The 23,211-nt window shown below is 57.5% G+C and carries 16 protein-coding genes (1 of these 16 only partly in view); 5 read left to right on the top strand and 11 right to left on the bottom strand.

Going from position 1 to position 23,211, the window contains the following annotated elements; genetic code table 11:
- Nucleotides 1–8: 8 nt before the first annotated feature.
- The 5 genes from ACODS3_RS06845 to ACODS3_RS06825 are packed head-to-tail and all read right to left on the bottom strand — an operon-like array spanning nucleotide 9 to nucleotide 5,007.
- Nucleotides 9–713, bottom strand: a complete 705-nt coding sequence (locus tag ACODS3_RS06845) for an ABC transporter ATP-binding protein (RefSeq protein ID WP_489033847.1) — start codon at nucleotides 711–713, stop codon at nucleotides 9–11.
- Nucleotides 710–1,558 carry an ABC transporter ATP-binding protein gene (locus tag ACODS3_RS06840; RefSeq protein ID WP_304575919.1) on the bottom strand — a complete coding sequence of 283 codons (849 nt, stop codon included), beginning with the start codon at nucleotides 1,556–1,558 and terminating at the stop codon, nucleotides 710–712. Before ACODS3_RS06840 ends, ACODS3_RS06845 begins: the two co-directional genes overlap by 4 nt.
- Complete coding sequence (locus ACODS3_RS06835) at nucleotides 1,548–2,402, bottom strand: ABC transporter permease (RefSeq protein WP_201017117.1); 855 nt, start codon at nucleotides 2,400–2,402, stop codon at nucleotides 1,548–1,550. Before ACODS3_RS06835 ends, ACODS3_RS06840 begins: the two co-directional genes overlap by 11 nt.
- Nucleotides 2,399–3,433, bottom strand: a complete 1,035-nt coding sequence (locus ACODS3_RS06830) for an ABC transporter permease (protein ID WP_236250131.1) — start codon at nucleotides 3,431–3,433, stop codon at nucleotides 2,399–2,401. The genes ACODS3_RS06835 and ACODS3_RS06830 overlap by 4 nt, the downstream gene beginning before the upstream one ends.
- Nucleotides 3,430–5,007, bottom strand: a complete 1,578-nt coding sequence (locus ACODS3_RS06825) for an ABC transporter substrate-binding protein (protein WP_489033846.1) — start codon at nucleotides 5,005–5,007, stop codon at nucleotides 3,430–3,432. The genes ACODS3_RS06830 and ACODS3_RS06825 overlap by 4 nt, the downstream gene beginning before the upstream one ends.
- A gap of 234 nt (nucleotides 5,008–5,241) precedes the next feature.
- Here ACODS3_RS06825 and ACODS3_RS06820 point away from each other — a divergent pair, with 234 nt between their 5' ends.
- Nucleotides 5,242–5,877 (top strand): CatB-related O-acetyltransferase, encoded by a 636-nt coding sequence (locus tag ACODS3_RS06820; protein WP_489033845.1) that lies wholly within the window; start codon nucleotides 5,242–5,244, stop codon nucleotides 5,875–5,877.
- A gap of 47 nt (nucleotides 5,878–5,924) precedes the next feature.
- Here the strand turns inward: ACODS3_RS06820 and ACODS3_RS06815 are convergent, their stop codons facing one another.
- From ACODS3_RS06815 to ACODS3_RS06805, 3 genes are all read right to left on the bottom strand, one after another.
- Nucleotides 5,925–7,217 carry a PQQ-dependent sugar dehydrogenase gene (locus ACODS3_RS06815; RefSeq protein ID WP_489033844.1) on the bottom strand — a complete coding sequence of 431 codons (1,293 nt, stop codon included), beginning with the start codon at nucleotides 7,215–7,217 and terminating at the stop codon, nucleotides 5,925–5,927.
- On the bottom strand, nucleotides 7,214–7,642 hold the full coding sequence (locus ACODS3_RS06810; RefSeq protein WP_201017122.1) for a DUF2231 domain-containing protein: 429 nt from the start codon (nucleotides 7,640–7,642) through the stop codon (nucleotides 7,214–7,216). The genes ACODS3_RS06815 and ACODS3_RS06810 overlap by 4 nt, the downstream gene beginning before the upstream one ends.
- 166 nt (nucleotides 7,643–7,808) lie before the next feature.
- Entirely contained in the window at nucleotides 7,809–8,957 is a 1,149-nt protein-coding gene (locus tag ACODS3_RS06805; RefSeq protein WP_489033928.1) for an efflux RND transporter periplasmic adaptor subunit, read from the bottom strand.
- A gap of 411 nt (nucleotides 8,958–9,368) precedes the next feature.
- Between ACODS3_RS06805 and ACODS3_RS06800 the strand changes: the two genes are divergently transcribed.
- From ACODS3_RS06800 to ACODS3_RS06785, 4 genes are all read left to right on the top strand, one after another.
- Nucleotides 9,369–10,178, top strand: coding sequence for a helix-turn-helix transcriptional regulator (locus ACODS3_RS06800; protein WP_236123960.1), 810 nt, complete (start codon nucleotides 9,369–9,371; stop codon nucleotides 10,176–10,178).
- A gap of 45 nt (nucleotides 10,179–10,223) precedes the next feature.
- The gene (gene adeC, locus ACODS3_RS06795) at nucleotides 10,224–11,672 is read left to right on the top strand and encodes an AdeC/AdeK/OprM family multidrug efflux complex outer membrane factor (protein ID WP_489033843.1); all 1,449 of its coding nucleotides are present in this window, start codon (nucleotides 10,224–10,226) and stop codon (nucleotides 11,670–11,672) included.
- 528 nt (nucleotides 11,673–12,200) lie between these two features.
- Nucleotides 12,201–12,965, top strand: a complete 765-nt coding sequence (locus ACODS3_RS06790; RefSeq protein WP_201000654.1) for a helix-turn-helix transcriptional regulator — start codon at nucleotides 12,201–12,203, stop codon at nucleotides 12,963–12,965.
- A gap of 620 nt (nucleotides 12,966–13,585) precedes the next feature.
- Nucleotides 13,586–14,440, top strand: a complete 855-nt coding sequence (locus tag ACODS3_RS06785; protein ID WP_201017125.1) for a helix-turn-helix transcriptional regulator — start codon at nucleotides 13,586–13,588, stop codon at nucleotides 14,438–14,440.
- Between the two features lie 136 nt (nucleotides 14,441–14,576).
- Here ACODS3_RS06785 and ACODS3_RS06780 read toward each other — a convergent pair whose 3' ends face one another.
- The 3 genes from ACODS3_RS06780 to ACODS3_RS06770 all read right to left on the bottom strand — a co-directional run.
- A complete protein-coding gene (locus ACODS3_RS06780) occupies nucleotides 14,577–16,541 on the bottom strand; it encodes a MacB family efflux pump subunit (protein ID WP_201017126.1) in 1,965 nt (654 codons plus the stop codon).
- Nucleotides 16,538–17,713 carry a macrolide transporter subunit MacA gene (macA, locus tag ACODS3_RS06775; protein ID WP_304575926.1) on the bottom strand — a complete coding sequence of 392 codons (1,176 nt, stop codon included), beginning with the start codon at nucleotides 17,711–17,713 and terminating at the stop codon, nucleotides 16,538–16,540. The genes ACODS3_RS06780 and macA overlap by 4 nt, the downstream gene beginning before the upstream one ends.
- Nucleotides 17,714–17,793: 80 nt before the next feature.
- A protein-coding gene (locus ACODS3_RS06770) for a non-ribosomal peptide synthase/polyketide synthase (RefSeq protein WP_489033842.1) crosses the window boundary here: on the bottom strand, nucleotides 17,794–23,211 show its 3' end. It continues 25,455 nt past the right edge of the window; 5,418 of the gene's 30,873 nt are visible here — the last part of the coding sequence; its start codon lies off the right edge, out of view; its stop codon occupies nucleotides 17,794–17,796.

The following is a 23,211-nucleotide window of genomic DNA, read 5'->3' as shown; positions in this document are numbered from 1 at the left end:
ACGGGGCTTTAAACAATCCCCGACAACCCTTCCCTGTCCAGCCGCCGCTCAATGCTTCCGCCCTTGATCAGCACGGCCCTGTCACACAGATGTGCAACCGTATTCATGTCATGACTGACCAGAACCATGGTCATCCCGGTATCGCGCCGTAACCCTTGAAGCAGATTGAGGATTTCCGCCTGGACGGTCATGTCCAGCGCCGAGGTGGGTTCATCGAGCAACAGCAACCTTGGCTGCAGTTGCAAGGCACGCACAATCGCGATTCGTTGGCGTTGCCCACCGGATAGCTGATGCGGATAACGGTCCAGCACCTCGGCCGGTAACCCGACCTGCTCCAATGACGCCACCAGACTGGCTTCATCAAAAGGCAATCCGTTGATTTGCCGTGGTTCGCGCAGGCTACGACGAATTCGATGCAAGGGGTGCAATGAGGAGTACGGGTCCTGGAACACCATCTGGACATCACGGCGCAGTTTGCCCGTAAAAGCTCGCTGCGCCACAAGGGACTGGCCGAACAATTGAACTTCGCCTTGCCAGTCACGCTGCAATCCCGCAAGGACCCGCAACAGGGTCGACTTGCCAGAGCCGGAGCCACCGATCAAACCGTAACATTCACCAGGCTCGATATGTATCTGCTCGACTTCCAGCGCCTTGAAGTGGCTCAACCCCCGCTTGAAACTCACCGCCAACGAACTGATATCCACTGCGCTCATTGACGCTCCTCAAGCAGGCTTCTGTCCAGAGTGGGCAATGGTTGCCCGTAGCTCTGCGCCGAAGGCTGGCAGTTCCACAAGGTTTTTGTATAAGGATGGCTGGCAGTCGCCAACTCTGATGCCCGGCACCGGTCCACGATGTTGCCGCGATACATGACCAGCACGCGATCGCAATATTTGGCAACCAGAGGCAGATCGTGGCTGATCAACAGCAGGCCCATGCCCCGCTCCTCCACCAGGCCCATGATCAAATCGAGCATCTGGTCGCGCAGGCTACTGTCGAGTGCTGACGTCGGTTCATCAGCAATCAACACACGAGGATCATTGATCAGCATCGCTGCCAGCATGACCCTCTGGCCCATGCCTCCGGACAGTTCATGAGGATAAAGGTCATAAAGCGCGGCAGGATTTGGCAAGCCCACCGCGTCGAGCATTTCCAGCACTTTCTCACGGCGCTCGCGGCGTCCGAGCCGAGTGTGCAATACCAGTACTTCCTCCACTTGGGTACCGACTTTAAGTACCGGGTTCAGGGAATATTTGGGGTCTTGCAACACCAGTGAGAGCCGCGTGCCGCGCAGGGTCTGCCACTGTTTTTCGCTCAAGCCCAGCAAATCATTGCCTCCCAGGCGCAGATGCCCGGCAGACACCTGTCCTGGGCGAGGAACCAGCCCAAGAAGCGCACGGGCGGTCAGTGACTTACCCGAGCCAGACTCACCCACCAAGGCAACCTTTTCAGTCCCCACCGTGAAATCGATCCCTTTGACGACATCAATCCGCTGGGCATCAGGCCCGGGAAACCCGACACTCAGGCCTCGTACATCCAGAAGGGTTTCATCACGTACCATGACGGGGATCCAGAACATCGCGCAGGCCATCGCCCAGCAGGTTGAAGGACAGGCTCGTCAGTAGAATGGCGATACCCGGTGCAGCCGCAACCCACCACTGATCAAAAATGACACGGCTTCCATCGGCAACCATCGAGCCCCACTCGGCAGTCGGTGGCTCGACACCCAGCCCGAGAAAACCGAGCCCGGCAGCCGCCAGAATGATGCCGCCCAGATTCAATGCCACCCGCACAATCACCGAAGGCAGGCACAGCGGCAATACATGCCCGAGCAACAAGCGCGCACCCTTGATCCCTTGCAGATGAGCCGCAGCCAGATAGTCACTGTCGCGCAGGACACTGGTCTCGGCCCGTGCCTGACGGGCATAAGCTGGCCATGCAGTGAGCGACAAAGCCAGCGCGCCATTGAGTAACCCAGGCCCGAGAATGGCGACGAAAGCCAAAGCCAGAACCAGTTGCGGAAAAGCCATGACCACATCGGTCATGCGCATCAGGATTCGCTCTGGCCAGCCGCCGTAGAACCCGGCTGTAACACCCACCAGTACACCGATGGGCAAGGTCAACAACAAGACCAGTGACACCAGCAATAAGGTGGGACGAGTGCCGTAAAGCAACCGCGTAAACAGATCCCGGCCAAAGCCGTCGGTGCCTAGCCAATGACTGGCTGACGGTGGTAACAACCGCTGTTCGATATCTTGGTGGTTTGGATCAAAGCCGCTTAACAAGGGTGCGAACAGCGCAACCAACAGCAGCAATACAATCAACGATCCGCCAAGGGTCAAGGCTGGCGAACGACGCCACCAGCGTCGCCCCGACACGCTATCGAAGGCTACAGAAAGACTCATAGCAACTCCCTCGTCCGTGGGTCGATCATGCCTGCCAACACATCGGCGATACCGTTGACGATCACGAAACAAAGGCCGATCACCAAGGTGCTACCCAGAATCGCCGGCACATCGCCTGCGAACAATGCAGTCGTCAGATAGCGGCCGATGCCCGGCCAGGCAAAGACGGTTTCAGTAAGAATGGAGCCCTCGAGCAAACCGGCATAAGCCAGGGCAACCACAATCACCAACGTACCTGCGACATTGGGTAGAACGTGACGAAACAACACTCGACCACGCCCTGCACCTTTGGCCAGAGCGGTTATCACGTATTCCTTGCCCATCTCACCCAGTAACGCAGAGCGTGTCAGCCGACAAATCCCCGCCATGGCATAAAAACCCAAGACCGTCACCGGCAGTACCAAGTGCGAGAAAGCATTACGCAAAGCCCCCTCCTCGCCGGATCGCCAGGTGTCCCACAGCATCCAGCCACTGGGCAGTTCGATGGTGTAAAGAAACGAGTCGTCCAGGCGGCCAGGCCCTCCCGCCCACTGCAATTTTGCATAGAACAACAGCAGCATCAGCAGCCCGAGCCAGAATACCGGCACCGAGTAGCCGATCAGCGAGAACAGCCTCACCAGAGTGTCGATCCAGCCGCCCGGCCGCCAGACAGCCAGCAGGCCCAGTGACAGACCAAGGGACGCCCCCAGCACAATCGACAGGGTTGCCAGCTCCAGAGTCGCGGGCAAGGCACGCTTCAAATCCTCCAGCACCGGTTTGCTGGAGGTATTGGAAACGCCCAGATCGCCCTGAGCCAGTTGCTGGAGGTAATTACCGAAACGTACCGGCCAGGGTTGATCCAGTCCCAGGTCAGTGCGTACCTGAGCCAGCGATGCCTCGCTAGCACGATCCCCGGCAATCCGTAACGCTGGATCGACCGGGGACAACGTGGTCAGCAGAAAAGTAAAGAAAAGCAGGCCGAGCAGCGTGACCAGCAAGGTTAACAATCCCGTTCCTGCCACTCGAAACCTTCGCGAGGCCCCTACCCTCACTTGGCTTTGCTCACCTGATCGAAGTACGGCAGAGAAACCGTGATGTTCTGCAGAACACCCTCGACGCCTTCATGGACTGCAACCTGATTACGACCTTGCAGCGCCACTACATAGGGCGAACTTTCCTGCACGGTCTTTTGCAGATGGCCATACAAGGCGGTGCGTTTCTGTGGGTCGCGCTCAGCCGCTGCGGCACGAGTCTCCTGGCTTAGCTGGGGAATATTCCACTGGGTACGCCATGCCAGCGTTTTTGGCCCATTCTTCACGTTGTAGGTGAAGGTACTGGCGTTGGAGTTCGGATCAAGGTAGTCCATGCCCCAATAGGTAAAGATCAACTGGAAATCACGGCTCCGCATTTTTGCCCACAGCTCGCTCTCGACCAGAGGACGAACAGCAATGTCGATGCCTGCTTTCGCGAAACTGGATTGCAGCGCCTGGGCAATGTCGGTGTAAGGCGGCTGATTGAAGACATTCAATTCAACCTTGGTGCCTTCAGCGATGCCGGCATTTTTCAGGATGCTTTTGGCTTTCTCCACGTCCAGCTTGAATGGCTGATCACTCAATGAACCCGCCACGCCTGCCGGCAGGAACGACTGGTGCACGCTGTACTGCCCTTTCAGCAAGTTATTGGAAATGCTCTGGTAGTCCACAAGCCAGCGGGCGGCTTCCCAGAAAGCGGGATTCTTCAGGGCGGGAACCTGAGTGTTACCGCTGTTGATGCCCAGGTAGTAGATCATCGATGAAGGGAAGCGCTGGACTGTCACCCCCTTCTGCTTTTCCAGAGCGCTGAACTGGTCGGCTCCCAGATCAAACGCAAGGTCGGCATCACCTTGAACCACCAGCAGGCGACGGGTCGCCGGGTCAGTGACATTCTTGATCACGACCGTCTTCAGCTTGGGAGCCACGGCGGCATGGGGGTTGGCCTGCAAAACCACTGCTTCATGGGGCGTATAGGAACGCAACGCATAAGCACCAGTGCCCGCCGAGTGATTTTTCAGCCAGCCATTCCCCAGATCGGCGCCCTTCGCATGCTTCTCGACTTCTGTCGCATCGACAATGAAACCAACAGGAGTAGCCGACAGGATACTCAAGGCAAACGAGCTGCCTACACCTGCGGGCCAGGCGACTTTTACGTGGTTTTCATCAACCTTGGTGAGGAAGCCGTCAATGTTTTCTGCATTCCAGCCCAGCTCACCCAGGATGAATGAGGGAGTCTTGTTCAGTTTGACGACGCGCTTGAAAGAGTAAATGACGTCCTCTGGACGTACCGCGTTACCCGAAGAGAAAGTCGCTCCGGGGCGCAGTTTGAAAACCAGGCTCTTGTCGTCACTGGCGGCCGTCCAGCTTGCCGCCAACGCCGGGACCAGTACGGACGGGTTCTGGCGATCAGGCTCAAGCAGACGCTGATACAGATTAGTCAGGGTATTTGTAGCGGTAATTTCAAAACTTTCAGCAGGATCAAGGCTGACGATATCGTCAATTGAACGAGCCACAATCAACGTATCCGCAGGCGTCTTCGCCCACGCCGAACCACTGATTGCAATAGCCATTGCCAAAGCCGTAAGACGCCGCATTCCTGATCCCTCATTCCAAAAAAACATCGTTCATGTGAATCGACGATATATTGCCTTTAGGAATAAGAAAAATAGTTTTTAGTCATTAACTTATGACTTTTCAGGTTGACGCTGAGACCGGATTCGATCGAGAACAGGGTCATGGCCTTGATCATGAAGGCCCTCACACTTGCCACATCTCATCCCTTTGTTCAGGATGACGACCGTTTTCAAAAGTCCGAAAAGGCTCTCTTCATGAATCTATTGCGCAAATGGCGCGAGCACCGGGAACGCAAAGCCCTGCGCAATTTGTCCAGGCTCGAACGGGTTACACAGAAATTGCGTAATCGCTATCCGCAATTCAGCTTTGGCCTGGGCACCTACGGCGACCTGCGAGTCCACGACTGGAGCGAAGGCACAACGTTGCGTGTGGGCGCCTACACCTCCATTGCAATGAATGTCGAGGTTTACCTGGGTGGCCATCATCGCAGCGACTGGCTCAGCTGTTATCCGTTCCCGGCGATGATCGAGGAAGTCGCTCACATAGAGGATTTTGGCGGCAGCAACGGTGATGTGGTGATCGGCAATGATTGCTGGATCTGCTCGCACACCAAGATCTTGTCAGGCGTGACCATCGGCGATGGTGCTGTTGTAGCGGCTGGCTCACTGGTTACCCGAGACGTTGCGCCATATTCGATTGTCGGTGGCAATCCGGCAAAGCATATTCGCTGGCGTTTTGACGAGGGCATGCGGCGCTTGCTTACAGAGTCCGCCTGGTGGGACTGGCCCGAGTCCGAGGTCAGGTCTGTGGCACACCTGCTTTGCTCGACGGATCCTGCGCCCTTTGCAGAGTACCTGACACAGCGCGTCAGCCCCCCACAAAAAATCTGAATATCGACACGCCGGGCAGTACCTATGCCCGGCGCGTCATTCCTGGATTACCTGTTACGAGTCACCCTCCAAACCGTATTCGCAAGGTCGTCCGCGATGATCAGTGCGCCACGTGGGTCGACAGTGACACCCACAGGCCTGCCACGGGTTTTCCCGTCGGTACCACGGAAGCCCGTAGCGAAATCAAGCGGCTCACCTGCAGGACGGCCGTTACTGAACGGTACGAAGATCACTTTGTAACCCACCGGATTATCCCGGTTCCAACTGCCATGCTCACCGACAAATACCCCGTCTGCATATTTGTCGCCCATGGCCGGTATCGAGAAATCGACGCCGAGTGCGGCGACGTGTGACCCCAGGCTGTAATCCGGCTTGATCGCAGCGGCAACCTTTTCAGGGTTCTGCGGCTGTGCACGTGAGTCCACGTTCTGACCCCAATAGCTGTAGGGCCAGCCATAAAACCCGCCTTCGCGCACTGAGGTCAGGTAGTCCGGTACCAGATCGGGTCCCAGTTCGTCGCGCTCATTGACCACCGTCCACAACTGACCGGTCCCGGGCTGAATCGTCAATGCCGTCGGGTTGCGCAAGCCGGTTGCATACGGTTTGTGGGCTCCCGTCTGGGCGTCGATCTGCCACACCATGGCACGGTCAACCTCCGCTTCCATCCCGCGCTCGGTAACATTGCTGTTTGAACCGATGCCGACATACAGGAAGCGGCCATCGGGGCTGATGGTCAACGCCTTGGTCCAGTGGTGGTTGATCTCGGAAGGCAGGTCGGTGACCTTGGTGGGCGAGCCGCTGGCCTTGGTCTGGCCTTCTGCATAATCGAAACGCACCAGCGCATCCTGGTTTGCTACATACAGCTTGCCATCGGCAAAGGCCAGGCCGTACGGCGCGTTGAGGTTTTCGGCGAATACCGTTTTCAATTCATAGGTGCCATCGCCGTCGGCATCGCGCAGCAATGTCAGACGGTTGCCGCCTTTGACTTTGGTATTGCCCTCGGCCTTGATGACACTTGCAATCACGTCCTTGGGCTTGAGCTTCGCAGCTCCACCACCACGGCCTTCTGCGACGAGGATGTCACCATTGGGCAGGACCAGGATCTGGCGCGGGATTCTCAGATCAGTCGCGATCGCCGTGATGCTGTAACCCTGAGGCACCGTTGGCTTTTGATCACCCCACGCCACCGGCTCGGCAATTTTCATGCTGGGCAACAGGCCGCGCTGCGGTTCCGGCAGCTTGGGATCGGGGCCGAGCGACTGGGTACTGTCCGCTTCGCCACCACATGCGCTCAACAGTAACGCGACGCTCAAGACAGACAATGCGTTCAGGTGTCTCATTGCGCACCTCCCGACCGCAGACTGGTCAGTCCGGTCCAGGTCGCCACGAAGGCCAGCAGGGTCACGATGACTGAGAGAATCAGTCCAGAGGGCATGACGGCCCATGCATCTTTCGCATGCTCGAAGGCATTGACGAGCCCCAGCACCCAAGTGACCAGCAGTAGCAGGAAGTACAGCACCGGGCGTCCTGCCTTCTGCTGCGCCCGGATCAGGTTGGCGAGCGCGAACAACAGCGCCAGCCCGCAGAAAACAAGCCCTCCGGCAATCAGCCAGGAGGCGAAGTTGCTCCATTGGATCTGGAAGGTCTTGAAGTAGGCAATGTCGCTCAGCAAGGCACCGAGAAACAGCGGAACGGTTCCGGCAAGCAAGATCGCATGCAGCGGGCTTGGCGTGCTTCGGTAGACGGGGTTAGCGGTAACGGTCACGGCGGCTCCTTATCGTGTGGCGCACCTGGCGGATGCTCAGTACGAAAGCACTGGTCTGTCAGGCACGCGCGCGGACTGCGCAGAAAAGAGGATCGTTCTGCAGGAGTTTTAGTTCACCGCGTTTCGTATCTAAATATTTTGAATGTGATCCCAGAGAGTCGCGTGCTTATTTTGCCACCTCTCCTCCAATCACCACCTTGTCCCCGGCTTTCAGGCCGGAAAGCACCTGAACCCGGACCTTGTTATTGATGCCAGTGCGTATGTTTTCCGCTCTGACCTGGTCTTTTTCTTCGAGGATACTGACAGGAAAAGTGCCGTCGGGATTCTGTTCCCCCAACGCAGCAACCGGAATCGTCAGCACGCCCTCTCCCACTTCAAGCACCACTCGCACCTGTGCCGTCATGTTGATTCTCAAGCGCCCGTCCGGGTTGGGCACATCGAACAGGGCATTGTAGAAAACCGCCGAATCTGACCGCCCTGCTCCACCGGACTGGCTGGCGAAGCTGGTAGAGGCTGGTTCGATGCCGCGTAATGTGGCGTTGTAACGCTTGTCACGGTCCCCGAGTATCGTGAAGTAGACCGGCATGCCGACCTTGATCTTGACCACATCCGCCTCGGAAACCCGGGCCTTGATCGTCATCGTGTCGAGCCGGGCCATTTTCAGGATCACGGGTGCCAGTTGTTCGGCAATGACTGTCTGGCCTTCCTGAGTGACAATCGCCAGGATCTTGCCATCCATAGGGGCAAGAATGCGCGTATAACCCAGGTTTATGCGGGCAGTTTCTATCTTGATCCGGGCAGTGCGTACCTGAGCCTCAAGCGAAGCCAGTGTCGCGCTCAACTCTTCATAGTCATACTTTGCCTTGTCGAAATCCTCACGAGATACCGCCGCATCAGCCCCCAGTTCCTCATAGCGCCGATAAGTCAGGCGCGCGAGCTTCAACTGATGAGCCGCTGCATCTCTGTCCGCAGTGAGCCTTTCACTGTTGACGATTGCCTGACGCAACGCATTGCGCGCAGGCAGAGGATCGATCTGGGCCAGCAACTGATCCTTATGGACATTGTCGCCCGGTGCGACTTTGAGGGTTTGCAACTGGCCGGAAACCTGCGCGCCCACATCCACTTGCTGCTGCCCGTGAAGCACCCCGTCTGCCAGCACCGCATGTTCAATGGTGGCGATCTCTGCCGAGGCAGTCAGATAATTCGGGGTGTCGCTTTGAGTCGCACCTTTATAGAGGGCATAACCCGCCAGCGAAACCAGCAGATCGATGAAGATCACTCTCAAAATGATCTTGCGGTAGTTAAGGCCCCGCAGAAAGCGCCAGATCCTCACCGCCAGGCCCTTCTCTTGATATGCATGAAAATCCCCTCATTCCTCAAGCAAGGGAATGGAAGCATCCAGAAGCGGGCACGTCTGTCCTTGCATTTGGGGACAAGGTTTCTGTGGTTTTTTCCTGAGCGAGGGAGGCAGCACCTGTAGCAATATGCTCCCCTGAACCGGCAAGAACCTTCTGGTACAAGGGCTGTAGCGCCACCCTGCGCATGCATGACAGTTTGTCCCCAGTTTCCCTTACAGACATGGACTAAAGGCGATGTGTACATTCATCCATACATTAGGAGTCTTGTCCTACAAATGAGCCTGCAACAAGGCAGACATTGATGGAATTCCGAACTGGACGAGGTCTGGAATCCTGGCGGAAATAAATGCCATGGGGGCGCAAGTGTGATGAATGCCAATCTACGAATGACGGGAAAACAACCGGCTTACTTTCTGGAACTGGGACGTCTGATCTCGAGCGTCGGTGATGCGCAGTTCGTTTCCAACATGTACCAACTCATAGCAGCCTCAGTGCCGATTGACCTTCTTGACCTCAGCGAATGGACAATTGACGAAAACGAAGCAAGCATCATAAGCATCCAGCCGCTGGGGCGCGAAGCTACAGAGCGAAAGCAGGGAACGCCGACAGCATCGCCGGACAACCAGATGCTGCTCACGCGAATGCTCAACCTGGATGACTCACTGCTGATTCACCTCAAATATCCATTCAACGATGCACCCGGCAACACCGTAGGTTCTACGGCCGCTTACCAGTGCAATCTGGTTTCACGAAAGTCCAATCGCCGATGTGTGATCTCTCTGCAGCGCGAACAGCCACTGCGCGATTTCTCCCTTCACGAGCTGTCCTTTCTCAAGAATTTTTCCGAAACGCTGCTGCCCTTGCTGGAGCGACATGCCCAGGCAACACGCAATCTGTGCAGCACACCGGCCGAAGACGATGCGGGAATGCTGGGCGGACAACAGTTGCTGAAAGACTTCAACGAAAAGCTGACGCTTTCAGAAGTCAGGCTGTCATTGCGTGAAAAAGAGATCTGTCTTGGCTTGCTCGCAGGTTCGACCGTTCCGGAAATGGCTGAAAAGCTCCATGTCAAAAACAGCTCCATAGAAACCTACCTCAAGCGCGCAGCGGCCAAGCTTGGCGTCAAAGGACGTCACGGTCTGGTGAAGTGGATGATTGGTGTCTCTCAGAGTGCCTGACCCCCTGACTGCGGTGGGTTGCCGGTATCCACAAAGGTTATTTCAATGAAGTATTTTCTGCTCAGCGCCATAGCAGTTTCAGTGCTTGGCGGCTGTTCCCTCATTCCCGACTACCAACGCCCTCCCTCCCCTGTGGCTGCAAACTATCCCTACGCCTCGGCAGGCAATAACAATCTGGTGGATATTGCAGCGGCGGAACAAGGCTGGCGGAATTTCTTTCGTGATCCGGTGCTTGCCCAGTTGATCGAAAGCTCACTGTCCAATAACCGTGACTTGCGCGTAGCAGTGCTCAACCTTGAGGCCTATCAGGCCCAGTACCGCATACAGCGCAGCGATCTGTTTCCTTCGGTTTCGGTGAGCGGATCAGGTAGCCGACAAAGCCTTCCGGCCGATATGTCAGGCCTTGGTGAGCGCGCCATCAGCAGCTCCTACTCGGCCTCGCTGGGTATCAGCGCCTACGAGCTTGACCTGTTTGGGCGGAACCGCAGCCTTACTCAGGAAAGCCTGGAAACCTATCTTTCCAGCGAGCAAGCCAGACGCAGCACGCAATTGAGTCTTGTGGCCAATGTGGCAAACGCCTACCTCACCTGGCGGGCAGATCAGGAACAGCTCAAGCTCACCAGGGACACACTGAAAACCTATGAAAAGAGCCTCAAGCTGACTCTGCAGCAAGGCTCTGCAGGCACTGCGTCGGCTCTGGCCATCAGCCAGGCTCGTACGTCAGTGGAAAGCGCACGGGCCAACCTCGCGCAATACGAAAGACTGATTGCCCAGGACCTCAATGCCCTGACGCTTCTGGTAGGCACAAGCGTATCGGACACTCTGCCGGCACAGCCCTTGAGCAATGAGCTGCTGGGCAGTGTGCCCGCCGGGCTGCCTTCAGAATTATTGCAGCGCCGCCCCGACATTCAGGAAGCCGAACACCTGCTTAAAGCCGCCAATGCCAATATCGGGGCTGCACGAGCCGCATTTTTCCCGAGTATCAGCCTGACCGCCAACGCGGGTACATCCAGCACCGAGCTGTCCAGGCTGTTCAAGGCCGGTTCAGGGGGATGGCTTTTCCAGCCCCAGATCAATATTCCAGTCTTCAACGCGGGCAACCTGCGCGCCAGCCTGGATTACTCGAAAATCCAGAAAGATATCCGGGTTGCACAGTACGAGAAAAGCATCCAGACCGCTTTCCAGGAAGTCGCTGATGGCCTGGCGGCAAGGCAGACCTACACGCAGCAACTGGCCGCGCAACGTGACTCATTGAAGGCTAACGAGGACTATTACCGATTGGCTGAGGCTCGCTATCGCAGCGGCCTGGATAGCAGCCTTACCTTGCTGGATGCCCAGCGCTCGCTGTTCAACGCGCAGTCCACATTGATCTCGAACCGCCTCGCCCAGCTCACGGCCGAAGTCAATCTATACAAGGCCCTGGGTGGCGGGTGGACTGAATACAGCACTCCTGCAAGCCTCCCTTCAGCAAGCCTCCAGCCACCCCCCGCGTGAGCGGGCATCAGGTATCATCCATTCTAATGATGATAGTGGCCAAGTGACTCTCCACTCGATAATAGTAAGCGCTTAATATTAAAGAGCTAGCACTTCTCGCCCCCTGCTGCATTAATATTTTTTTACCTACACATCTGTATCTTTTTGGACTAACTAATTTTAATAGTGTTACTAATTCACTCAATCCAAAGACCCGAAGACAATCGCCCTCCGCACTCACTAGTCGAAAATGATGAAAGCTACTCCCCTACGGTTGCGCTAGATGCTGAAACGATATAGCCTTTTTCCACATCAAGGTGCATGAGTGAGTCCAGACATGGTTTTGTCGAATCTAATAGCAGACGGAACAGCGACTTTGAAAATCATGATTCTTTCAGGCCTGACAGAGTCCGGGGCCTTAAACACGTTAAAAGTCTCAAAATCCTTATTGAACTTCCTCAATCGTCTGTTGTCGTATGACCGCAACTCCTTCCGATGAAAACTCGCACTATTCAGCGTTCTTGACCGGATAACAGGCGCCGCTCATGCGTGGCAAAGATTGATATTTATCGGACTGACTCTATGCACAAAAAATTACCGGACTCCCAGGTATTGGATTTGCTCATCGAAGCGGAGCGCAATTTCCCTGCCGCCAGCGAGACGGAATATATCAGTTCGCTCTCCTCGCTGTTTGGCAAGTTAAACGTTGATTATTTTGCCTACCTGCACATGGACCTGACCCCGTTGGGCATTTCTCGAGTCTCCATATTCAGCAACTACCCGACCGAATGGATTGAGACCTATCGCAAGAAGTCGCTCTACAAGAAAGACCCCATCATCATTCACTCGGCAAACACCTCAAGCCCGTTCTTCTGGAGCGAGGTGTTACGCCCCAAGCATGCCAATCTGGAAGTGGTCGAGCAATCCGCACGCTACGGGATAGAACAGGGCTTTACCGTTCCCATGCATGAGCCGGGCCGCACCTTTGGCTCGATGCACCTGGCCGCCTCCCTTGCAAATAAAGCCTTTGTGCCCAGCATGCAGTCCCACCTTCTGGCGATAAAAGCCATAAGCGATATCGCCCATCACAACCGACCGTTGCCTTGCTCCACGTGCGAATCGCTGAGATTGACGCCCCGTGAAAACGAGTTTCTGAGATGGCTCAGTATGGGCAAGACTTACCGCGAGATCGGTCTGATAATGAATATCAGTGAGCGCACAGTGAAATTCTATGCTCACCAGATGACGGAAAAACTGGAGTGCGTGAATGTCAAACAAGCCATGATGAAAGCCATGTATCTCAACTTGGTCTAGTCCAGAAACAATGCGTGGTCTAGTCCAAAGATTAACTTGGTCTAGTCCAGAAACACCAAATACCGCCTTTACCCACCTATATCGAAAGGACTTTCCGCACTCAATTAGTGCGTCATCTGCGTGCCTCAGCGATATATCCTAATAACTTACGCCCTAAACATGCGTTTGAAACATCTATATGTTTAAACGACTCTGAGGCGCTGCCTTTGTTTAACCGCTGACCACCTCAAGAAATGTTCCCGATAAACATTAACTATTTGCGACATTGAAAAAAGTTATAACGACCTTCGCCCGACTTCATGAATCATTCCTGTACCTAGGTACAGTAGTAAAAGAGGGGGTCGAAAGTTAAAAATCAAGCACTGTTCAATATTCAGGCATCTTGAAAATAGTTGGCGACCACTTGATGTCGTTTTTGAGCAGCTCCTGTGTTTGGCAAGTTTGCAACCTTTCACTTGCCGCCAGGAAACAGCCCCCGAGTCGTCGGGGGAAGGCTTGGGCAGCGTACAGGAAGATGACTGCCCGGACCTTAAGCCATAAGCCCGGTCACGCACGGGTCGTGACTGAGGTTGAAGAGATTCAACTGAAAAAAATTTCATCTAACACAAAAAGGAAGTCTGATGAACGTTCAACAACTCTTTCCCCATCTGGGCAAAGTCATCACCGGTACTGGAAGCCGTCATTTTGCGCGTCTGCTTCACGATCTGATCAGCGCCTCGCTTCATGTGGATGCCACTCATGTGAGCCAGCACAGAACCAGGCTCGTGGAGGTTGCGGCAGGTGCCTCAGCGCCAGTCTCCATGGATAAAGACTCAAGCCAGGATGCGTTGCCTCAGGGCAGCCAGCAACGCCTGGAGCCTGTCTTGCTGAGCGTCGACCAGGTCGCCAATGCTCGCGTCGACAAAAGTATCAAGTTTGGCACGCCGGCTTATGACGCACAGGACATCGAGAACCCGTGCGAGGATCACAGTGAGGTGCCTCAAGTACACCTGGCATCGCACAGCAACGGCCAACGCTGCGTCATCTCGGTCTATCGCTCATCGTCCTCCAAACCCTTCACCAGCCAGGAGCGGGCTCAGCTCAAGGACATGTCCTGGATGCTGCTGCCCATTGTCGAGGAGCACATCGCGACCCTGACACCCGTGCGCGCAGCCGTTGCCCCTACGCCGATCATTGCCGGGGCCGATGAAGATGCCGCCATGGAAAGCCTTCGTCAGCGCTTCCTCGATCGGCTACAGGCGTCGGAACTGAGCCTGTCTCTGCGCGAAACAGAAGTTTGCGTAGGGCTGCTGGCCGGCCTCACCGTGCCTCAGTTGGCCGAACGGCTCGAATTGAAGGTCAGCACCGTAGAAAGCTATTTCAAGCGCGCAGCAGTAAAGATGGGGATCGGCGGACGCAGCCCTTTGCTTCGCTGGCTGCACGCCACGGACACCAAGCGCCACCCTGCTGCCGGTGTCTATCAGAAAGCGGTCTGATACAACTCTTCTCTTATAACCTCACTTCCTTATGCAGCGGCATCGGTTCTATATCCCATGGATGTACCAACCGATACCGTTGCGCCACCTCGTCCTTAACTGCCGCAATCGATTCAACTGCGGCAGTCAGTGTGCCTCAGTCCCGAGCCAGGGCATCGATCGGATCAAGCCGCGCAGCATTGCGTGCCGGTACGAAGCCGAACACGATGCCGATCAGGGTTGAGCAGACGAAAGCCGTAATGATCGAGCCCAGTGAAAACACCATTTGCCATTCCTTGACCAACAGGGAAAACACATAACCTATGGCAAAGGACAGTCCTATGCCGATCAGGCCCCCCAACAGACAGACCATGACAGCTTCCACCAGAAACTGCTGACGGATATCAGAGGGCCTTGCACCCACTGCCATCCTGATGCCGATCTCGCGGGTACGTTCGGTCACCGATACCAACATGATGTTCATGACGCCAATACCGCCGACCACCAGGGAAATCACTGCAATCAGCGACAATAGCAGCGCCAGCGACTGGCTGGTCTTCTGCACGGTCTGCATGATGCTGTCCAGGTTATAGGTGAAGAAATCCTTGGTGCCATGACGTTTCTCGATGAGTCTGGTCAGGTTTTCTTCCACCAGCTTGCTTGGCTGGCCGTCCTTGACGCGCACCGTGATGCTGTCCAGATAGCGCTGCCCCAGCAACCGGCCGGACGCCGTTTCGTAAGGCATCCATACATTCAGGTTCTTGCTGGTATTGAAGACGCTTTTCTTGTCTTCCGTCACACCAATAACGATACAGGGCAGGTTATCCACCAGTATCACCTGGCCCAACGGGTCGGTTTTCGGCCCGAACAGGCGTGTGCGAGTGTTGTGGTCGATCACCACCACCTGGGCCTGGCGAATACTGTCTTCTTTGCTGAACCCTACGCCCTCACCCATCTTGATGCCACGCACCCTGAAATAGTTGTCGCCTACCCCGTTGACGGTCGCGGTCACGTCGAGGTTCTGATAGCGCAATAACAGGTTGCGGCCGACATTGGGCGTTGCACTGTCGATGTAGTACTGGTCCCCCAGCGCAGCGACATCGCCCAGAGAGAGGGTTTCGATTGCCGCCGAGCGGCTGTCTCCCCAGTCAGTGCCGGGAAATATCTCGATTGTCGTACTGCCAATGGCGGCAATGTCATTGAGCACGTAACGCTTGGCCCCCTCACCGACTGCCACGATAGACACCACGGACGTGATGCCGATCACAATTCCCAACATGGTCAGCAAGGTACGCATGCGGTGCGATATCAGCGCTATCCAGGCCATGCTGAAGGCTTCGCGGAACAGCTCGAAGCTGGCCACCAGACGATTACCCTGCCGGGTTTTGCTCGGTAATACCTCCTGGTCATCGTCTTCCAGCGTCTGGCGGGCGGGATTGGTACGATCGCTGATGATCTTGCCGTCGGAGATCTCGATGATCCGATGCGCATGCGCCGCGACTTTTTCATCGTGCGTGACCAGGATAACCGTACGCCCGGCCGCATTGAGCTCCAGCAGAATCTTCATCACTTCCTTGCCGCTGGCAGTATCCAGCGCGCCTGTGGGCTCGTCGGCCAGAATGATCTCGCCGCCGTTCATCAAGGCCCGTGCAATGCTGACCCGTTGCTGCTGACCACCGGAAAGCTGATTGGGACGGTTACGCAAGTGATCGCCAAGGCCCAGGCGGGACAACAACTCTTGCGCTCGGTCATTGCGGGCCGACTCGCCTACCCCGGCATAGATCGCTGGCATCTCGACGTTATTGACCGCGCTCAAATGACTGAGCAGATGATAACGCTGGAAAATGAAACCAAAATGATCACGGCGCAGCGCTGCCAGCTCGTCATCGGTCAGCGAATGGGTTTCGCGCCCACTGACCTTGTAACTTCCGGCATCGGCATGGTCGAGGCAGCCCAGCACGTTCATCAAGGTCGACTTGCCCGACCCTGAGGCCCCGATGATCGCGACCAGTTCCCCATGATTGATCGTCAGGTTGATGTCATCCAGGGCAATGAAATCCTTGGCACCTGCGCTGAAACGTCGGGTAATGCCCTGTAGCTCCAGTAACGGCTGAGTCGTCATGCGCCTGCCCCCGAGGTTGAGGCCGCGGTCGCCGTTGCGGTGGACGGTTCGCCAATGACAACCTGATCGCCTTCCTGCAATCCGTCATCGATCTGTACCCGGACATTGTTATTGATACCGGTCTTGACCTTGCGAACCTGAGCCACTCCCTGAGCATCCAGCACTCGAATCGCAAAGCGGCCCTCCGCATCTTTGTCGCCCAACGCCGCAACAGGCACTGTCAGCACACCAGTCGCCTTGGAGAGCACGATGCGAACTTGCGCGGTCATCGATATCCGCAGCTTGTGTTCAGGGTTTGGCACATCGAACAGCGCGTTATAGAAAACGGCGGTGTTCTGGCGGCTGGAGTTGTTGGCCTGAGTCTCCAGGAAGTTCTGCGGCGCGGGCTCGATACCACGCAATTTGCCGTAGTAGCGTTTGTCGGACTCACCCAGGATCGTGAAGTAGACCTCCTGGCCTTGCTTGATATGAATCACATCCGCTTCGGAAACCTGAGCCTTGACGGTCATGGTGTCCAGATCGGCCAGCTTGAGCAGCACCGGCGCCAGTTGTTGGGCGATGACGGTCTGGCCTTCCTGAGTCACGATCCCGACCACGGCGCCATCGATGGGAGCCACGATGCGCGTATAGTCAAGATTGACCCGTGCAGTTTCCACCTGGATGCGAGCGTCCTTGAGTTGAGCGCTCAAGGACCGCAGGTTGGCAGCCTCGACCCGGTAATCCGACTCGGCGGTTTCAAAATCCTGTTTCGAGATCGCTTCCGCCGGCAGCAGGTTCAGATAGCGCTCGTAGGTCGCCTTGGCTTTGCTCAGTTGCGCGGCAGTGGCTTCCTTCTTGGCAATCAGATCCTCTTCATTGACCTGAGCCTGGCGCAGGGAATTCTGCAGGACGACCGGATCGATCTCAGCCAGCCACTGCCCTTTCTTGACCTCATCCCCCAGTTTGACCTTGAGTGACTTCAACTGGCCGGACACCTGGGCACCGACATCCACCTGCCTGACGCCTTGCAGAACGCCGGTGGCCAGCACCGAATTCTCGATATCGCTGCGTTCGGCCCTGGCCGTCAGATATTGCGGCGGCGCTTCCTCGGAGCGAGTAGCGGCATACAAGACCCCGGCGACAGTCAACAGGCCGAGGATGATAACGGTTTTGCGAAACTTGAACTTTGGCATATGAGACCACGAATACGTTGCTGGCAGACCCGGCTGGCTGGCAGCCGGGATGGAGGTGTCGATATGTGCCGTCGAGGCCGTTATTGCAGGATCGATGGATGGCTGACTTCCTTGCCGGGTGTAGCGAGCCCCTCGCGCCACCATTGCGCGAGGCGTTGTACATGGCCGTCCTTGAGGATCGTGAAATGGTTGCCCGGCCCGTACCAGACACTCAGGTCCGGGACATGAGACTTCCAGCCCTCCAGCATCGATTGCTGCTCGCGCTGGTTATGCGCTGCATCCAGCGTCGGGTCTTCGGCCAGCACCAGCCGGACGGGGCCGTCATAGCGGTGAACCGGCTGATAACGAGTTCGCAAGGCCGCGCCAAAGGCACGCGCCGGACCGTTCATTGCGGTGACCGGGGAGCGGGCCGGCAGAATTCCGGCGCGTACCATCCCTGCATGCAGCAGACGCATCTGCCCGGCATCGTCCTGTGCGGCGAAAGCGGCGGCATCGATGTGCAGTGATTTGCCTGACGACAACTGAATCGCCTCGATCAGGCGCATCAGCACCCCACTGCTCGTATAAGGCCGGCCCACTACGCCATTGCCGCCTGGCGACTCGCTGTCGATCAGGGTCAGCGACGCAACCTCACGACCCTGAGCCTGGAGACGAGCCGCCATTTCATAGACCACCCAGCCACCGAACGAATGGCCCAGCAGATGCAACGGGCCATGGGGATGGACCGAGTCGATGGCTTTCAGATACGCCTCGGCCGCGGTTTCCACCAGACCGAACGGCACAGTTGCGCCATCCAGCCCGCGTGGTTGCAGACCATGCAGCGGCCAGTGCGGCCCAAACGCATCAGCCAGGCCGATGAAACCGGTGACACTGTCCCCGGCGCCCGGTACGCAGAACACCGGCACGTGATCGGCGCGCCCGGACTGAATCGTCAGCAACGGCTGGAACGTCCCGCCACCCGGGCCTGTCGGGCCGCCCTCTGCCAGGGCCGCATTGATAGCCAGCCCCAGTTCCTGGATATGGGGCACCTCCATCATCGTCTGATGGTTGCCCGGGACCGATACGCAACGCAGTTGCGCAGCAGGCAAGACGGCCTCCCAGCCGAGATAGCCTTCATGCAGCGGCGCATCCTCGGCCCGCTCCTCGGCCACGAACAGATGGACCGGAACCGGCACCGGATACACGGTGTAGTTGGCAAGGGCGTGGCCATGGGCGACTTCGCGATCGAGGTAATGCCACAGTTCGTCGCGGCCCAGCGCCGCTATCTCCGCAGGCAGCAGGTTTTGCTCGCGGCAGGCTTGCAGTAGCGTATCGAAGTCCACCTGACGAGCCGTCGATTGCAGCGCTGCCAGTGACGCAGCGATACGGGCTCGCTCTTCACTGCTGGATGCCGAAGCGTTACCCAGAACCTCGCAACGATCCAGCAGATGCAAGGCATGCCCGTGCTCGCGGGTCCAGCGCTGACGTCCCTGATCCACGCAACGCGGGTAATAACTGTCGATCAGACCAAGAAACTCGACCGTCTCCTCAAGTGCGATCAACTGGTTGGCGATTTCATAGGCCAGAACGCCACCAAACGACCAGCCCGCCAGACGATACGGGCCATGCGGCTGAACCTCACGCATCAGCCCGATCAGTCGGGTTGCCATGCATTCCATCGTCTGCAACTGCTGCTCGCCCCAGGCCAGGGCAGGCAAACCATAGACCGGCGTGTCCGGGGCGATATGCTTGCCCAGGGCCGGGAAGTAAAGATCCAGGCCGCTGAACTCATGAACCAGGAACAATGGCGTACGGGTGCCACTGCGTCGTACAGGAACTGCGCCTCCTGCGTGCGCCTGGCCACTCTCGCGTTGCTGGATAAGCCCGGCCATGGCAGCAACACTGTCGTGTTCAAAGACTTCGGACAAGGTGATACGCGCATCTGTCTGAGTCAGAACCCCGACCAGACGCACCGCCAGCAACGAGTGACCGCCCAGCTCGAAGAACCGTTCATGGCGTCCCACCCGCTCCAGTTGCAACACATGCGCCCAAGCCTGGGCCAGTGTAGTTTCAAGGCCCTCATGCGGCGCCTCATAACCGTGGCTGACCAGCGCCTGTTCATCGGGAACAGGCAATGCTTTCACGTCGAGCTTGCCGTTTGCAGTCAATGGCATGTTTTCCATCCTTACATAAGCGCTCGGCACCATATAGTCCGGTAGCTGGCTCTGCATGTGCGCTCGCAGCGCGTCGATACCCACGTCGCCGTCGGCAGTGAAGTAGGCCACCAGGCATTGCCCCGCCGCAGCCGATTGCCGCGCCAGCACAACACTTTCCCTGATTGCCGGATGAAGATTCAGCCTCGCATCGATTTCGCCCAGCTCGATCCGATAGCCACGCACCTTGACCTGGTTGTCGGTACGCCCCAGGTAATCCAGCGTGCCGTCCGCCTGCCAGCGCCCGGAATCGCCGGTGCGGTACAGCAACGCACCTTCGCCAGGGCTGAACGGGTCATCGAGGAAAGCTTTTGCTGTCAGCTCCGCACGATTCAGATACCCCAGCGCCACGCCGTCGCCTGCGATACAGATTTCACCCGCAACGCCCACCGGGACCGGTTTTTGCCGCGCATCCAGCACATACACCCGGGTGTTGGACAACGGTTTGCCAATCGGCAGGCTGGCCGTGTCTGGCGCAACATCCCCGAATGCATAAGTCGTGGCGAAGGTCGTGCTTTCCGTTGGCCCGTAGCCGTTGATCAACTGCAAGGCCGGAGCCAGTGCACGCATCTTGCCGAACATCTGCGCATCGGCCCGCTCACCGCCCGACATCAATACACGCAAGCCGGCAAGGGCTGGCCCTATCAGGCCCACGTACTGGTTGAAGACCGACGTGGTCAGGAACAACACGCTGACCTCGGTACGTGCCAGAACATCCGCGAAACGGGGAGGATCCAGCAGGCATTCATGGTCGATAATGACCAGTCGCCCACCATTGAGCAGCGCGCCCCAGACCTCCATCGTGCTTGCATCGAATGCCGGATTGGAAGCGAACGCCAATCGGTCTTCAGGCCTGAACTGCACAAAACGGTTATTCAGGACCAGACGCGCAATGCCACGGTGCGGCACCACCACCCCTTTGGGCAGGCCGGTGGAACCTGAGGTGTACAGCACGTATGCCGCATCGTTGCCGTTTGTTTCGACATCGCACTCAAGGGCTGCCCCCAGCGGTGCCGTCACGTCCAGCCAGCGAATCCCTTCCGGCATCGGCGTATCGGCGGTGCCCAGGGTCAATACAGCGGCGCTGTCCTCGATAATCAGACGCAGGCGCTCCTCGGGGGCCTGACGATCAAGCGGCACATAGATGGCGCCGCATTTGAGAATGGCAAGGGCACTGACCAGCCAGTCCAGAGACCGGCTCAGCAACATGGCGACACGCTCGCCCGGCCTGACACCTTCATGCCAGAGCTGACCGGCCAGCCGCTGTGCCTGATCGTCGAGAGCCCGATATGAGGTCTGGACGCCATCGTGTTCCACGGCAATAGCCAACGGATTCAAACGCGCCTGCGCCTCGAACAGGCGATGCACCGGCTGATCCGCAGGGTAGTCAGCATGGGTATCGTTGAACTCCAGCAATACCTGATGACGCTCGGCCATCGGCAAGACCTGCAATTCGTGAACGGGCTTGTCCGGGGTACGCTCCAGCGCCTCGACCAGGCTGTACAACGCCCGATTCATGTAGGCACAGATGCGTTCTGCTCCGGCCTGAGGCACGGCCTGGGCGGTCAGCACAAAAGCGTCGACCATATCGTCCACGTTCAACGCGACCGGATAGTTGCTCCACTCCTCCCCGCCCAATCCTTGAATACCGTCCCATGCCGCCTGTGCCTGGGCATCGACCTGCACGCCACTGTGACGATAGTTGAGCAAGGCGCTGAACAATGGCGCGGGGGCTTCGATCCCGCTGCAACGCTGGGCAAGCGCCAGTGAGGCGTGCTCATGGGCCAGCAGAGCCGCCAGTGAGGCATGGGTTGAGCGCACTGCATCTCTTGCGCTCTGGCCAGAGATATCGATGCGGATCGGCAAGGTATTGATAAACATGCCCAGAGCACGATCGGCACCCTCACCGCCCTGCATGCGGCCCATCAACAAGGTGCCGAACACGACATCTTCGCGACCGCTGACCAGGCTAAGCACCTGTGCCCAGGCCAGATGATGCAGGCTGGCCGGGCTAACGCCCAGTTGCCGGGCGCTGGTACGCAGCCTTTGCCCAAGCCCCTCGTCCAGCACCAGCCGGAACTGCTCGATACCGTTGCCGTCCATCTGCACATCATGCAGGCCGAATGGCAGCGTCGATGTACTGACATCACCGAGCATTTGCGTAAAGAACGCATCGTGCGTCTGCGCCTCAGTGCCCAGCCTGGCCTGCGCAACATAGTTGCGATAAGGCACCGCAGCGCCCAGTTGCGCCTCCTGCCCCGTGAGGAATGCCTGCATTTCAGCCTGCAAGACATCCAGAGCGGTATGGTCCAGTGCAATGTGATGGAACAGCAGAATGCCGACCCAGCGATCCTGCTCATTGTCGTAGGCGTAGGCCAGATGCAGCAGCGGTGCCTGACGTACGTCCATGCGGTAATGACGCGGGTCGAAATGCTCGCGCAAACGGGTTTCCAGCGCGCCATGGCTTGGGTCCAGCGTCACCACCTCGATAGGCAGCGGTGCATCGCGCAATACCACTTGCACAGGCTCGCTCAGACCTTCCCAGAAAATCGCCGTACGCAGGATGTCATGCCGCCCGATCACACCGCGCAACGCGGAGATAAAGGCATCCAGCCGCTCCTGATCCTCGAAGGTGAATACCGCCTGCTGCAAGTAGGAGTCACCGAGCCCGGCAGCCAGGTGGTGATAGAGAATGCCTTCCTGCAACGGCGCCAGCGGGTAGATATCCTGAATGTTCGCCACACCGCCGGGAACCGAAGCAGCCAGCCGGTCGATTTCGTCCTGAGTCAGATCGATCAGCGGCAACATCTCAGGCGTAATCCGTTCACATCCCTGAGCCGCGATCAGATTGGCGGGCACTGTCACTTCATGATCGCTGCCGACCGCCTGAGCCAGTGCAGCCAGTGTCGGCTGGCCAAACAGAACGCGAACATCAGCACTCAGCCCGACCTGACGCATGCGCTCGATCAGCGTGACAGCCAGCAGCGAGTGACCGCCCAGTTCAAAGAAGTGATCAAAACGACCTACTTGCTCCACATGCAGCAGCTCCGACCAGATTTCGGCCAGCATGACCTCCACCGCACCTTGAGGTGCTTCATAGCTGCGGTTGGCAATGCTGTCGCGATCCGGCGCGGGCAAGCGCTTGCGATCCAGCTTGCCATTGGCGCTCAGCGGCAGGCTGGCAAGTTTCACATAAGCGGCAGGCACCATGTACTCAGGCAACAGGCCCGACAGATAGCCACGCAGACTTTCGACTTCCAGATCCTGCTGTGCGGTGTAATAGGCAACCAGCCGCTTGTCACCCGG

The organism is Pseudomonas sp. FG43 (genome assembly GCF_057809175.1).
This window is presented reverse-complemented; position numbering and strand designations above follow the sequence as displayed.